The organism is Pseudomonas sp. BIGb0381, from assembly GCF_024809815.1.
GTDB lineage: Bacteria > Pseudomonadota > Gammaproteobacteria > Pseudomonadales > Pseudomonadaceae > Aquipseudomonas.
The window spans coordinates 210,639-224,104 of record NZ_JANUEN010000011.1 but is presented as its reverse complement, the minus strand read 5'-3'; the positions used below and the strand labels follow the sequence as shown (position 1 = coordinate 224,104).

The 13,466-nt window shown below is 63.4% G+C and carries 14 protein-coding genes; 6 read left to right on the top strand and 8 right to left on the bottom strand.

Annotation, left to right across the window (positions count from 1 at the left end; translation table 11 throughout):
* Window positions 1–26 precede the first annotated feature (26 nt).
* Window positions 27–224 carry a heavy-metal-associated domain-containing protein gene (locus tag M2397_RS25475; protein WP_053134724.1) on the bottom strand — a complete coding sequence of 66 codons (198 nt, stop codon included), beginning with the start codon at window positions 222–224 and terminating at the stop codon, window positions 27–29.
* 147 nt (window positions 225–371) lie between these two features.
* Between M2397_RS25475 and M2397_RS25470 the strand changes: the two genes are divergently transcribed.
* From M2397_RS25470 to cueR, 3 genes are all read left to right on the top strand, one after another.
* Window positions 372–752, top strand: coding sequence for a hypothetical protein (locus M2397_RS25470; RefSeq protein ID WP_027607958.1), 381 nt, complete (start codon window positions 372–374; stop codon window positions 750–752).
* A gap of 65 nt (window positions 753–817) precedes the next feature.
* A complete protein-coding gene (locus tag M2397_RS25465; protein WP_259244701.1) occupies window positions 818–3,034 on the top strand; it encodes a cation-translocating P-type ATPase in 2,217 nt (738 codons plus the stop codon).
* Entirely contained in the window at window positions 3,031–3,432 is a 402-nt protein-coding gene (gene cueR, locus M2397_RS25460; RefSeq protein ID WP_131696676.1) for a Cu(I)-responsive transcriptional regulator, read from the top strand. The genes M2397_RS25465 and cueR overlap by 4 nt, the downstream gene beginning before the upstream one ends.
* A gap of 174 nt (window positions 3,433–3,606) precedes the next feature.
* Here cueR and M2397_RS25455 read toward each other — a convergent pair whose 3' ends face one another.
* Together M2397_RS25455 and M2397_RS25450 are read right to left on the bottom strand one after the other, a co-directional pair.
* A complete protein-coding gene (locus M2397_RS25455) occupies window positions 3,607–4,506 on the bottom strand; it encodes a PA4780 family RIO1-like protein kinase (protein WP_131696677.1) in 900 nt (299 codons plus the stop codon).
* Window positions 4,507–4,639: 133 nt separating this feature from the next.
* Complete coding sequence (locus M2397_RS25450; protein ID WP_167656892.1) at window positions 4,640–5,917, bottom strand: acetyl-CoA C-acetyltransferase; 1,278 nt, start codon at window positions 5,915–5,917, stop codon at window positions 4,640–4,642.
* A gap of 103 nt (window positions 5,918–6,020) precedes the next feature.
* On the opposite strand from M2397_RS25450, the gene M2397_RS25445 reads away from it, so the two are divergent.
* Window positions 6,021–7,364 carry a 3-oxoacyl-ACP reductase gene (locus M2397_RS25445; RefSeq protein WP_259244700.1) on the top strand — a complete coding sequence of 448 codons (1,344 nt, stop codon included), beginning with the start codon at window positions 6,021–6,023 and terminating at the stop codon, window positions 7,362–7,364.
* A gap of 2 nt (window positions 7,365–7,366) precedes the next feature.
* Window positions 7,367–8,245, top strand: coding sequence for a MaoC family dehydratase (locus M2397_RS25440; protein WP_145336093.1), 879 nt, complete (start codon window positions 7,367–7,369; stop codon window positions 8,243–8,245).
* A gap of 3 nt (window positions 8,246–8,248) precedes the next feature.
* Here the strand turns inward: M2397_RS25440 and M2397_RS25435 are convergent, their stop codons facing one another.
* From M2397_RS25435 to pbpC, 5 genes are all read right to left on the bottom strand, one after another.
* The gene (locus tag M2397_RS25435) at window positions 8,249–8,806 is read right to left on the bottom strand and encodes a DUF4136 domain-containing protein (protein WP_259244699.1); all 558 of its coding nucleotides are present in this window, start codon (window positions 8,804–8,806) and stop codon (window positions 8,249–8,251) included.
* 44 nt (window positions 8,807–8,850) lie between these two features.
* Window positions 8,851–9,453: a DUF4136 domain-containing protein gene (locus M2397_RS25430; RefSeq protein ID WP_027607983.1), complete on the bottom strand. Its 603-nt coding sequence runs from the start codon at window positions 9,451–9,453 to the stop codon at window positions 8,851–8,853.
* Between the two features lie 24 nt (window positions 9,454–9,477).
* Window positions 9,478–10,227, bottom strand: coding sequence for a methyltransferase domain-containing protein (locus M2397_RS25425; RefSeq protein ID WP_259244698.1), 750 nt, complete (start codon window positions 10,225–10,227; stop codon window positions 9,478–9,480).
* Window positions 10,220–10,528: a MazG-like family protein gene (locus tag M2397_RS25420; RefSeq protein WP_131696700.1), complete on the bottom strand. Its 309-nt coding sequence runs from the start codon at window positions 10,526–10,528 to the stop codon at window positions 10,220–10,222. Before M2397_RS25420 ends, M2397_RS25425 begins: the two co-directional genes overlap by 8 nt.
* A gap of 90 nt (window positions 10,529–10,618) precedes the next feature.
* Window positions 10,619–12,949, bottom strand: a complete 2,331-nt coding sequence (gene pbpC / locus M2397_RS25415) for a peptidoglycan glycosyltransferase PbpC (RefSeq protein ID WP_259244697.1) — start codon at window positions 12,947–12,949, stop codon at window positions 10,619–10,621.
* A gap of 90 nt (window positions 12,950–13,039) precedes the next feature.
* Here pbpC and M2397_RS25410 point away from each other — a divergent pair, with 90 nt between their 5' ends.
* The gene (locus tag M2397_RS25410) at window positions 13,040–13,333 is read left to right on the top strand and encodes a hypothetical protein (protein WP_027607987.1); all 294 of its coding nucleotides are present in this window, start codon (window positions 13,040–13,042) and stop codon (window positions 13,331–13,333) included.
* The last annotated feature ends 133 nt before the right edge of the window (window positions 13,334–13,466 follow it).

Sequence of the window (13,466 nt, the reverse complement as noted above, 5' to 3'; positions counted from 1 at the left end):
GATAGCTCGCTAACTATTTGAATGGGTCAGGCCAGCTTGGCGGTGTAGCCCTCTTCGGTGATCAGGCTGATCACTTCATCGGCAGACAGACGGCTTTCGACGCCCACCTCTTTCGCCGCCAGGTCGACCTTCACGCTGGCCGCGGGGTCCTGGCTCTGCACCGCCTGGGTGACCGCCCGAACGCAATGGCCGCAGGTCATTCCTTCAACGCTGAATATTTGCATGACATGACTCCTTTGATGAGGTTGAACCCAGTCTCGACCTTGCCACGATGGCAAGGTCAAGTTCTGAAACTTTCGGCCGGGCTGGTATTACACCGCTCCGTCGGCCAAGCTTCACCCATCTTTGATTCAAACCACGGAGCATTCGCCATGCGCTGGTCGTTTTTTGGCCTTGTCGGCCTGATGAGCTTATCTGCCGCTGCGCCTCAGGCCCTCGCCGCAGAAGACTATGCGGTGCTGATCATTTCCCGCGAACGCCTGGAAGTACCGACTAATTGCGAAATCGGTCTGTACATCCAGGACCAGTTGGCCGGGCGCCTGTTCCAGGAACAGTCCACCTCGTTCAACCTGCCCGCCGGCAATGTGTCGCTGCGCCTGAAACTGCTGCCGGGCCAGTCACCGGGCTGCTTGCCTGGCCTGCTCGCACCGCCGGCGCAGAACATCACGCTCAAGGCCGGTGACGTACGCAAGCTGCGCATTGCCCAGGGGCCGGAAGGCATGTACCTCAAACCCGCCGCGCTGGAATACTGAAGGCGCTTGACCTTCCCCACAGGTCAAGGTTGATCCTAGGGGCAACTTCTCTGGAGGACTGCCCCATGAATGGACCCACCACCTTGGATCTGCCCATCGGCGGCATGACCTGCGCCAGCTGTGCCGGGCGTGTCGAGCGCGCACTGGGCAAAGTGCCGGGGGTGCAAAGCGTCAGCGTCAACCTGGCCAACGAGCGCGCGCACGTCGAAGTGCTGGGCCACATCGATCCGGCCGTGCTGATCGCCGCCGTCGACAAAGCCGGCTACACCGCCAGCCTGCCGCAAAGCGAAACCAAGACCGAAGCCGATCAGGCCCAACGCCTGCACCGCGAGCGCTGGTCGCTGGTGCTGGCGATTGTGCTGGCATTGCCTCTGGTTTTGCCGATGCTGGTACAACCCTTCGGCCTGCACTGGATGCTGCCGGCCTGGGTGCAATTCGCCCTGGCGACCCCTGTGCAATTCATCTTCGGTGCGCGCTTCTATATCGCGGCGTGGAAAGCCGTGCGTGCCGGTGCCGGCAATATGGACCTGCTGGTGGCCATCGGCACCAGCGCCGGTTACGGCTTGAGTCTCTATGAATGGCTGACCGCGCCCGTGGGCACCATGCCCCATCTGTACTTCGAAGCGTCGGCCGTGGTGATCGCCCTGGTGTTGCTCGGTAAATACCTGGAGAGTCGCGCCAAACGCCAGACCGCCAGCGCTATCCGCGCCCTTGAAGCCCTGCGCCCTGAACGCGCCATTCGTGTACAGGATGGCCGCGAGGACGATGTCGCCATCAGCGCGCTCAAGCTCGATGACCGGGTGCTGGTCAAACCCGGCGAGCGGTTCCCGGTGGACGGCGAAGTGGTAGAAGGCCAAAGCCATGCCGATGAAGCGCTGATCAGCGGCGAAAGCCTGCCGGTGCCGAAACAACCTGGCGACGCCGTGACCGGCGGCGCCATCAATGGCGAAGGCCGCCTGCTGGTGCGCACCACCGCACTCGGTGCCGAAAGCGTACTGGCACGCATCATCCGCCTGGTGGAAGACGCCCAGGCCGCCAAGGCACCGATCCAGAAGCTGGTGGATAAAGTCAGCCAGGTATTCGTGCCGACCGTGCTGGTGCTGGCGTTGATTACGCTGGTGGGGTGGTGGTTATACGGTGCGCCGCTGGAGACCGCGATCATCAACGCCGTGGCGGTGCTGGTGATCGCCTGCCCCTGCGCCCTCGGGCTGGCCACACCGACCGCCATCATGGCCGGCACCGGCGTCGCCGCACGCTACGGCATCCTGATCAAGGACGCCGAAGCGCTGGAGCGCGCCCATGAAGTGAGCACCGTGGTGTTCGACAAGACCGGCACCCTCACCTCCGGCACGCCAAAAATCGCCCACTTGGTCGCGGTGGATGGCAATGAAGCCTTGCTGCTGCAACAGGCCGGCGCGCTGCAACGCGGCAGCGAGCACCCGCTGGCCAAGGCCGTGCTGGATGCGTGCAGCGAGCAAGGGCTGACGGTGGCGGATGTAAGTGCCAGCCAATCCCTGACCGGGCGCGGCATTGCCGGTAGCCTCGACGGGCGCCAACTGGCGTTGGGAAATCGGCGCCTGCTGGAAGAAAGCGGCCTGGACGCGGGTGGGCTGGCCGACTCCGCCACTGCCTGGGAAGCCGAGGGCCGCACCTTGTCCTGGCTGATCGAGCAAGGCGCGCAACCGCGTGTGCTCGGGCTGTTTGCCTTTGGTGACACGCTCAAGCCTGGCGCGCTGGAAGCGGTGGCACAACTCAAGGCCCGACACATCAGCAGTCACTTGCTCACCGGCGACAATCGCGGCAGCGCCCGCGTCGTCGCCGAAGCGTTGGGCATCGACGACGTACACGCCGAAGTCCTGCCAGCCGATAAAGCCGCCACCGTCGCCGAACTGAAAAAAACCGGCGTGGTAGCCATGGTGGGCGACGGCATCAACGACGCGCCGGCCCTGGCCGCCGCCGATATCGGTATCGCCATGGGCGGCGGCACCGACGTGGCCATGCATGCCGCCGGTATCACCCTGATGCGCGGCGACCCACGCCTGGTCCCGGCCGCCCTGGAGATAAGCCGCAAGACCTACGCCAAAATCCGCCAGAACCTGTTCTGGGCCTTTGTGTATAACTTGATCGGCATTCCCCTGGCCGCGTTCGGCCTGCTCAACCCGGTGCTCGCGGGCGCGGCCATGGCCTTGTCCAGCGTCAGCGTCGTGAGCAATGCCTTGCTGTTGAAAACCTGGAAACCAAGCACTTGGAAACAGTCGGATTTGGAGGATCAACGCCCATGAACATCGGCCAAGCCGCCCGGCAAAGCGGGCTGAGCGCGAAGATGATTCGCTACTACGAATCCATCGGCCTGCTCAAAGCGGCCCATCGCACCGACAGCGGCTACCGCATCTACGGCGCCGATGACCTGCACACCCTGGCGTTTATCAAACGCTCGCGGGACCTGGGGTTTTCATTGGAAGAGGTCGGCAAACTGCTGACCCTGTGGCAGGACCGGCAGCGAGCCAGCGCCGATGTGAAAGCCTTGGCGCGCCAACATATCGATGAGCTGAACCAGAAGATTCTGGAGTTGGGGCAACTGCGCGATACGTTGCAGGACCTGGTCGAACACTGCCAGGGTGATCACCGGCCGGATTGTCCGATTCTCAAGGAGTTGGCGTCGGGAAGCTGCTGCGCGTGACGGAATCTATCTGAATGCATGCAAAACCAAATGTGGGAGGGGCGGTGCGACGATTCGACTTGCTCCCGATAGCGGTGTGTCAGTTACAGATATAGAGACTGACACACTGCCATCGGGAGCAAGTCGAATCGTCGCACCGCCCCTCCCACATTTTGATCTTCATGTACCCGAAGATCACTGCATCCAGGGCGGCGGTGGTGGTTCTTCCGACGCTTTGCTCGGTGGCGCATCATCTGCCGCCCGAACAGCCTGGCGCCGTTCTTCATCCAGCCGCGCCGCTTCGATCTCGCGGATCACACCGCCCACGTCCGCCAGCTCTTCCGGCTCGTCGAACTCGCCGGTCAATACACTGGCCGGGTGCAAGGTGCCGGCTTCGTAGAGCGCCCACATTTCCTTGGCGTACTTGGTCTTCTTCAACTCCGGGGCAAAACGCCCGAAGTAGGAAGCCATGTTGCCCACATCCCGCTCCAGCATGTTGAACGCGTGGTTGTTGCCCGCCGCATCCACCGCCTGGGGCAGGTCGATAATGACCGGACCGGTCGGCGTGAGCAGTACGTTGAACTCGGACAAGTCACCGTGCACCAGGCCGGTACACAGCATCAGCACGATCTGGGAAATCAGGAAGGCGTGGTATTCACGCGCCTGGTCCGGCTCCAAGGTCACGTCATTCAGGCGTGGCGCCGCATCGCCGTACTCGTCGGCCACCAGTTCCATCAACAACACGCCTTCGAGGAAGTCGTACGGCTTGGGCACGCGAACGCCCGCACCGGCCAGACGGAACAACGCCGCTACTTCGGCGTTCTGCCAGGCATCTTCGGTTTCTTTCTTGCCGAATTTCGAGCCCTTGGCCATGGCCCGGGCCTGCCGGCTGTTACGGACCTTACGGCCTTCCTGGTATTCAGACGCTTGACGAAAACTTCGTTTGTTCGCCTCCTTGTAAACCTTGGCGCAACGCAATTCATTGCCGCAGCGCACCACATAAACAGCTGCTTCTTTACCACTCATGAGTGGGCGCAGCACTTCGTCGACCAGACCGTCTTCGATCAGGGGTTCAATGCGTTTAGGAGTCTTCATCAGCTTTTATTGTGGGTCCTTTATTACCAAATACGCGTATGGCACTCGTTATACGGCAATCGGCTCGCCGGTGGGAGGGGCTACCGACCTCTGACCACTCAAGAATGCATCCAATATGCCAATTTCGGCGAATTCAACGTTCGATGATCGCCGTCACGCCCTGCCCGCCGGCGGCGCAGATCGAAATCAGCCCGCGCCCCTTGCCCGCCGCGTCGAGCAGCTTGGCCAGGTTGGCGACAATGCGCCCACCGGTGGCGGCAAACGGGTGACCGGCCGCCAGCGAACTGCCTTTGACGTTCAGGCGGCTGCGATCGATGGCCCCTAACGGTGCGTCCAGCCCGAGGCGCGTCTTGCAGTAATCCGCATCCTCCCACGCCTTGAGCGTGCACAACACCTGAGCAGCGAAGGCTTCATGAATTTCGTAGTAATCAAAGTCCTGCAGCGTCAGGCCATTCCTCGCCAGCAAACGTGGCACCGCATACACCGGCGCCATCAGCAGGCCTTCGGCGCCGTTGACGAAATCCACCGCCGCCGCCTCGCCATCGCGCAGGTAGGCCAGGATCGGCAAACCACGCGCCTGGGCCCACGCCTCGCTGCCCAACAGCACCAGGGATGCGCCGTCGGTGAGCGGTGTGGAATTGCCGGCCGTGAGCGTGCCTTTTTCGCTGCGTTCGAACGCAGGCTTGAGTGCGGCGAGTTTCTCCAGGCTCAGGTCGGGGCGCAGGTTGTTATCGCGGGTCAGGCCCAGAAACGGCGTGAGCAGATCGTTATGCCAGCCTTCGGCATAGGCAGCGGCCATTTTCTGGTGGCTCTCGAGGGCGAGTTGATCCTGCTCGACACGGGGAATCTGCCAGGTCTGGGCCATCAATTCGCAATGCTGGCCCATGGACAAACCGGTGCGCGGCTCGCCGTTACGCGGCAGCTCGGGCTTGAGGTGATGGGGGCGAAGTTGTAACAAGACTTTTAACTTATCCGCCATGGATTTACTGCGATTGGCTTGCAGCAGGATCTTGCGCAGCCCTTCATTCACGCCGATAGGGGCGTCGGAGGTGGTATCCACCCCACCGGCAATCCCGCATTCAATCTGGCCCAGGGCGATCTTGTTGGCCACCAGCAACGCCGCCTCGAGCCCGGTGCCGCACGCCTGCTGAATGTCATAGGCGGGGGTTTGCGGCGACAGGCGTGAACCGAGCACGCATTCACGGGTGAGGTTGAAGTCACGGGAATGCTTGAGCACCGCGCCGGCGGCCACCTCGCCCATGCGCAGGCCGTGCAGGTTGTAGCGTTCGATCAGGCCCTCCAAGGCCGCGGTCAGCATCGCCTGATTGCTTGCCGTGGCGTAAGGGCCATTGGAGCGGGCGAAGGGAATGCGGTTACCGCCAATGATCGCTACACGGCGCAATTGAGTCATGGAAAGCTCCCTGTCGGTTGTGGTCTGGATAACTGAGCCTAGTCGAACGACTGCTACCCTGGGATGGTCAACCGTTTGAACCCCAGCCTTCGGAGAGCGTTCCATGTCTGACCGTTATATCGACTTCGCCAACTCAAGCCTCGGCCATCGCCTGGTCGCCGCCCTTGGCCTGCCGTCACCGGTACGCCTGGAACGCTGGCAAGCCGGGCGCCTGCGTCCGGTGGAAGGTGCATTGCTGCTGGGAGGTGGCGCGCTGGCAAGCAACGTACAGGCGTTTGCCAACAAGTTCACCGACGCCATTTACACCTACGGCGCCGAGGCGTCGACGTGGATTCCCGGCCACGGCCCCAAGCTCAAGGCCGTGGTGTTCGATGCCAGCGACCTCCACCACACCGACCAGCTCAAGCAACTGCGTGAGTTTTTCCAACCGTTGCTGAAAAACCTGGATAACAGTGCCCACCTGGTGATTCTTGGCCGTGCACCCGAGAGTCGCAGCGACCCGTTCGCCGCCAGCGCCCAGCGCGCCCTTGAAGGTTTCAGCCGGTCCCTGGCCAAGGAGCTGCGCAACGGCGGCGTGTTGCAATTGCTCTACGTCGGCGACGGTGCCGAAGACCAACTGGAAGGCGCACTGCGCTTTTTCCTGTCACCGAAAAGCGCCTATATCTCCGGCCAGGTGATTCGCCTGAAGGCCTGTGCCACGCCCGTCGAAGACTGGACCCGCCCCCTCGCCGGGCGCAAGGCATTGGTCACCGGCGCAGCCCGTGGCATTGGCGCGTCCATCGCCGAAACCCTGGCCCGCGACGGCGCCGAAGTGATCCTGCTCGACGTGCCCCAGGCCAAGTCCGACCTCGAAGCCCTGGCCGCACGCCTGGGTGCGCGCACAATCGTGCTGGACATCTGCGCCGCAGACGCCGCCGGCCAGTTGATCGAACACCTGCCCGACGGCCTCGACATCCTGGTGCACAACGCCGGGATCACCCGTGACAAAACCCTGGCCAACATGACCCCGGAATACTGGGACGCGGTGCTGGCGGTCAATCTCAATGCCCCGCAAGTGCTGACCAAGGCACTCCTCGACAGCGGCACCCTGCACGACAACGCCCGCGTGGTGGTGCTGGCCTCCATCAGCGGCATCGCCGGCAACCGTGGGCAAACCAACTATGCCGCGAGCAAGGCCGGTTTGATCGGCCTGGTGCAGGCATGGGCGCCGTTATTGGAAGAACGCGGGATCAGTATCAACGCCGTAGCCCCAGGCTTTATCGAAACCCAGATGACCGCGCATATTCCATTTGCACTGCGTGAAGCCGGACGCCGCATGAGCTCGCTGGGCCAGGGCGGTTTGCCGCAGGACGTCGCCGAAGCCGTGGCCTGGCTGGGCCAGCCGGGGTCCGGTGCGGTCAGCGGCCAAGCGCTGCGGGTGTGTGGCCAAAGTCTGTTGGGAGCATGAGCATGGATTGGCAAACCTTAGGCAGTACGCCGTTTCTGCCGCCGTTGTATTGGCGAGCGGCGCTCAAGCGCAAGATCACCGGCAACACGCTGCCCGAGCAAGGGTTGCGCTGCCGGGTGAGCGTCGACCCCAAGCAGGTGGCGGCGTACCGCAAAGTCTGCGGGTTTACCGAGAGCCCCCTGCTGCCGGCAACTTATCCGCACATCCTCGCGTTCGGTCTGCAAATGCAGTTGCTCACCGACAAAAAGTTTCCCTTCCCGCTGCTGGGGTTGATTCACCTGAGCAACCGCATCCGCATCCATCGCCCGCTGGGCGGTGTCAGCGAATTGTCCATCGGCGTGCACACGCAGAACCTCAAGCCCCACCCAAAGGGCGCGACCTTTGAAGTGGTCACCACGGTTGAAGACTCTCTCGGCCTGCTGTGGGAAGCCGAGAGCCGTATGCTGTGCCGGGGTGTAAAGCTCGAAGGCGAAGCGACCGATGATGCCCGTCCCAGCCCCGCCGAGATCAGCGAATTGACTCGCTGGAAGGCCCCAGCCGATATCGGCCGCCGCTACGCGAGAGTATCCGGCGACTACAACCCGATCCACCTCAGCGCCCTGACCGCCAGACTGTTCGGCTTCCCCCAGGCCATCGCCCACGGACTGTGGAACAAGGCGCACACCCTCGCCGCCTTGGGCGAACACTTGCCGGCCGCCAATATCGAAATAGACGTCGAATTCAGGAAACCGGTGCGCCTGCCCAGTGAGGTGACATTGCTGGCCAGCGCCGCCGGTTCCAGCGGAGAGCTGTTATTGAAAGGGGCCGGCGATATTGAGCACATGGTAGGCACATGGCAACCGATAGCAGCGCTTGCCGCCCCTGAAGCGGGCGCGGACTGATTGTCAGCGTGGGGGATAGCTGGAGAGGATGCGGGTCACCGTCGTGCGGATCGCGTTATCACGATCCTGCGGGTTGGGCGTGCTGCTCATCATCTGTTCATCACTGCCGCGCCACACCAGCTTGCCGTCCTTGCCGTCAAGCAGGTCGATCTGGAGGGTCGCCACCTTGTAGGTGATGTTGCGTGTTTCGTTGTACATCGGTCCGCCCCAGTAGCCGTTCCACGGCCCGCCCCAGGCGCCGCCATAGTTGGTGGTGACTTGTTGCTGGCGGTCTTCGACGATCAGGTAGGCCTGCACGTTCAGGTCAGCCTTGGTACCTGCTGATGCCGGGCGCAGGCCGCGTTGATCAAGTTGTTCGCCCACCGCCTGGCGGACGCGTTGCTCGGTGAGGTCGCTCTTGATCCGCGGATCATCGGGGCGGTATTGCAGTGCCGGGTCTTTCCAGGCCCAGCTGCGGTAGGCGCCGAAGTCGCGGCTGGCATCAAAATCATGGTTAACCTGGCTGGTCTGGCAACCGCCCAGCAGCACAACAAAAGCTAGCGTAGCGATACGACGAAACATGGTTGATCTCCAACAAGCGACCGGGCTTTAGATGAGAATAGCTGTTAACTCGGAGGATACGCCGTCATCGCCTTTTGCACGGCCTGGCGCAACGCATCGGCGCGCTCGCTGAGGCTGCCTTGGCTGCCGGTTTCCGCGCTGGCACTCCACACCGGCTGGCCGCTGCGGGCGTCGAACAGGTTGACGCGCACCACCACCACTTGCACTTCATAGGTGCGCACGATCGGCACCGAGTTGTACATCCCGTAGCCCGGACCGTAGCGGTTATAGCCGCCGTATCCGTAGCCGTAATCGTCCTGGACTTGCTTGAGACGTTTCTCCAGGCGCACATCGGCGCTCACCAGCAGGTCCGCCGGGCGGTTGTCATGCAAGGGGCGCAGGCCGCGCTGATCGAGGGCGCCGCTGACCGCTTCGGCGACTTGCGCAGAATCCGCCCAGGCCGTGCCCGCCGGCAACTGGCCGTTGCGCCAGGCCCAATTGCGGTAGGCGCCATAGTCGCGCACCGGCGCCGGGTAGGCGCTTGCGTCGAAGGTCGTGGCCGCCTGCGCGGGCGCCGGCGGCATGGGCGCAGACGCCGCCACGTAAGGGTTAGGGCTGGAGCAGGCGCCCAGCCCGAGGGATAACAGGATCAAACAGAGACGACGCATTTCGACCTCCGCAGACTGGGCCGCTTATACCGGACGGCAGATCCAGTGCAAATAACGCCCAAGTCCGGCAAAGCTTGGGTGACGACGGTGAGCGAGTTCCATCTCGATAAGGTCCGGTAGGTTCGCGCGGGCCTGGAATTCCACCGGCATATAGTCGTGGAATACCCGCACGCCACTTTGGCTTTCGACCTGCCAAAGCCCTTCGAGTTGCGCCGCCAACTCGCGCGGGTCGAGGGGCTGTTGCGGGGTCAGGCTCTGCTTTTCGCCAGCCATGTCATTCTTGCGCATTTTGCGGAAGTGGCCTTTGAGCAGGTTGCGATAAATCAGCGCATCGCGGTTGTAGAACGCCAGCGACAACCAGCCACCGGGCAGCGTGAGCTGGTGCAGTACCGGCAGGATCGCGTGGGGTTCGGCCAGCCATTCCAGCACGGCATGGCACAGCACCAGGTCGTAGGGCTCGGTGATCTGGCCGAGCAGGTCCTGCCAGGGCGCATGGATGAAGGTGGCGCTCTGTCCGGCCTCGGCGAAGCGCTGGCGCGCGCCTTCGAGCATCGGCTCGGCGGGTTCGGCCAGGGTCACCTGATGGCCGCGCTCGGCCAGCCACAGCGACATATGCCCCAGGCCCGCGCCAATATCCAGCACGCGCAACGGCCGCTCCGGCAGGGCCTCAGCCAGGTCGGCCTGGAGCACCGCCAGGCGAATGGCACCTTTTGCGCCGCCGTAGATCTTCTCGGCGAAGCGCGTGGCCAGCTGGTCGAAATGCCGGTCACTCATGGGCAAACCGCCGCTCGCTGTCGGCCAGCTTGGCGCGCACCACCTCGTTCATGTCCAGGCCCAGCTCGCTGCACAGCAACAGCAGGTACAGCACGATATCCCCGACTTCCTGGCCGGCGTGGGCGAGTTTGTCGGCGGGCAACTGGCGGGACTGGTCTTCGCTGAGCCACTGGAATATTTCCACCAGTTCGGCCATTTCCACGCTGGCGGCCATGGCCAGGTTTTTCGGGCTGTGGAATTGCTTCCAGTTGTTGGTATCGCGGATGCGGTGCAGGCGTTCGGTGAGGTGTTCGAGGTTCATAGGGGGCTCCTGAAGGGGTATAGCTTCAGGGGGATGGAGAGTGAAGGCAAGTGAATAGCGGTGGTGTGCTCAGCGACGCCATCGGCGGCCCTAATCCACCACGCTGAATTCAAGCCTGGCGGTTTGACCGGCCTCATCCAACACACTGAGCTGATAGCGGCCCAAGCGTTCGAAGCTGGTGTTGATAAAGTCCTGGTTGGCGCTGTCGCCCAGTGGTGCGCCATTGAGGAACCACCAGCGCCGGCCGCTGCCGCCCAGGGCGGAGAGTTTCAGGCGCAGGGTCTGCTGGCTGGCGGCAGGCAGGCGCAGTTGGTCGCCTTCGCGCACGCCGACAATCGACAACGGCGAAGACGCCGCCAGCGCCGGTGGTGGGCAATCGGGGTCGGCAGCGGGAATCCGCGCTTCACGGCGCTCGACCCTCGGTAGCCACGGTTCCAGCGGTGCGGGCCACAGGGCGATGTTCCTGGGCACGGCGCCCGGACAATGAGCATCCACCCTCAAGCCCTTGGCGTTGACCCAGACACTTTCCATCAAACCGACGCTCAACGGTTGGTCCAGCGCCTGCAAGGTCGGTGGCGTGGTGTTGTCCAGGGTCCAGGCAAAGCGCTGGCGGCGGCAATTCGGATCGCTGCGATTCATGGGCTGGCCCAGCGGCCAACAGATCGCCGCCACGCCGACATTGGCCGGCACCGGTAAAACCTGCGCGCTGATGCCGCGCTGGCTGTCGCGATTGGTCAGCACGTCGTGCACCTGCAACATCAGCGGTGCCGCCGAGGCCAAACCGAACTGCCCGGGCACCGGCGTGCCGTCCGGGCGACCGATCCACACACCGATCAGATAGCGCGGCCCCACGCCAATCGCCCAGGCATCGCGAAAGCCGTAGCTGGTCCCGGTTTTCCAGGCCAGGACCGGGCGCTGCACCAGTTCGGCACGCGGGTCGCGATCAGGCCGCGCCTGGCCACTGAGGATGCGCCGCACAATCCACGCGGCCCCTGGCGACAGCAATGGCCGTTCCCTCAGCATGTCGTCTGGTTGCAATCGAATCGTTGCGCTCCTGCCGGCACGGGCGAAGGCACTGTAGCCGCTGACCAGATCTTCCAGCCGGCTGCCCGCACCACCGAGGATCAGCGCCAGATTGGGTTCGGCCAACGCCGGCAGGGCCAATGGCACGCCACCGATGCGCATCTGCGCGGCAAAGCGCTTCGGCCCGTAGGCTTCCAACAACTGCACCGCCGGCAGGTTCAGTGAACTGGACAGCGCCGTGCTCGCTGGCACTGCGCCGGTAAAGCCCATGGAGAAGTTGCCCGGCCGATAATCGCCATAACGCCGGGGCACGTCCTGCAACAGCGATTCGGAGTGAATCAGGCCCTCGTCCAGGGCCATGCCATACAGGAAGGGCTTCAAGGTGGAACCCGGCGAACGCAGCGCGCTGATCATGTCCACATGGCCAAAACGCTTGGCGTCGTTGATGTCCACAGACCCCAGATAAGCCCGCACGGCCATGCTTTCTTCTTCCACCACCAGGATCGCGGCAGAGGTGTGTTCCGGCAACCGCGCACGCCAGCCCAGCAACAGGTCTTCAAGACGGCGTTGCAGGGTGGCATCCAGCGTGGTGCGAATCAGCGGCGGGCTGTCGGGACGGTTCAGGCGGCGGGCGAGCAGCGGCGCCAGGCTGGGCTCCAGGCGCGGCGCGAGCAGCAATTGTTCTTCGAGGGCTTCATCCACCGCCGACTGCGGCCACACCTGGAACTCGGCGAGGCGGCGCAAGACTTTGTCGCGGGCTTCCTGGGCGCGCTGCGGGTGCCGATCCGGACGCAGGCGACTCGGCGCCTGGGGCAATACCGCGAGTAAGGCCGCTTCGGCGTGGGTCAGGTGTGCCGGGGACTTGCCCAGATACGCCCAACTGGCGGCCGCCACGCCCTGCAATGTGCCGCCAAACGGTGCGCGGTTCAGGTACAGGTTGAGAATCTGTTCCTTGGACAGGTGCCACTCCAACTGCGCCGTGCGCCACAGTTGGCGCAACTTGCCGTGGAAAGTACGCGAGTGCGGGTCGAGCAGGCGCGCCACCTGCATCGACAACGTACTGCCGCCCGACACCACCCGCGCGCCCGTCAGGTTCTGCCACGTCGCCCGCACCAGCGCCAACGGGTTAACACCGGGGTGCTGGTAGAACCAGCGGTCTTCGTAGGTGAGCAGTGCATCGAGGTAATACGGCGACACTTCGCTGGTTTGCACCGGGTAACGCCACACGCCGTTGGCATCGGCAAACCGCCACAACGGCGTGCCATCCTCGGCCAGCACTACCCGTGCCAGATCATCCTTGGGCAACGGCACGGGCCAGATGCGATCAGCCAGCCACAGCAGGGCGATCACCAGCAACAGGCTCGCGAGGGTCCAACGGGCAACTAAACGCAAATTCAAACGGGCAAACCTCTATGCTTGTAGGGAACTAGCCTGTTGCAATAACAACCAAAGGCACAGATACGCCCATCTTCTTATCAGGACACACATATGCAGGTAGAGAGCTTTTTCGAATGGTTGGGCCAGGCGCTCGGTTCCGTCATCCGCTTTATCGTCGACGGGCTCAGCGGATTGTTCGGAGCCTTGACCCACGCCGGCGGCAACTTTGTCGAAGGCCTGTCACGCACGTTGGGCATGGACACCTCGATCATCAGCATCCTCACCCTGATCGTCGGCCTGCTGTTTCTGTACTCGGCCGTACGCGCCTTCATGCGCGCTTCGATCATCTTCGGGGTGATCTGGCTGATACTTGGCCTGTGGCTGCTCAGTTGGGTCGTCCACTAAACCCAAGAATGCCCCTAATCCTGTGTGGGAGGGGGCTTGCTCCCGATAGCAGTGTTTCAGTCAATGCACCTGGCAACTGACCCACCGCTATCGGGAGCAAGCCCCCTCCCACATTAGTTTCGATTCCAAGTTG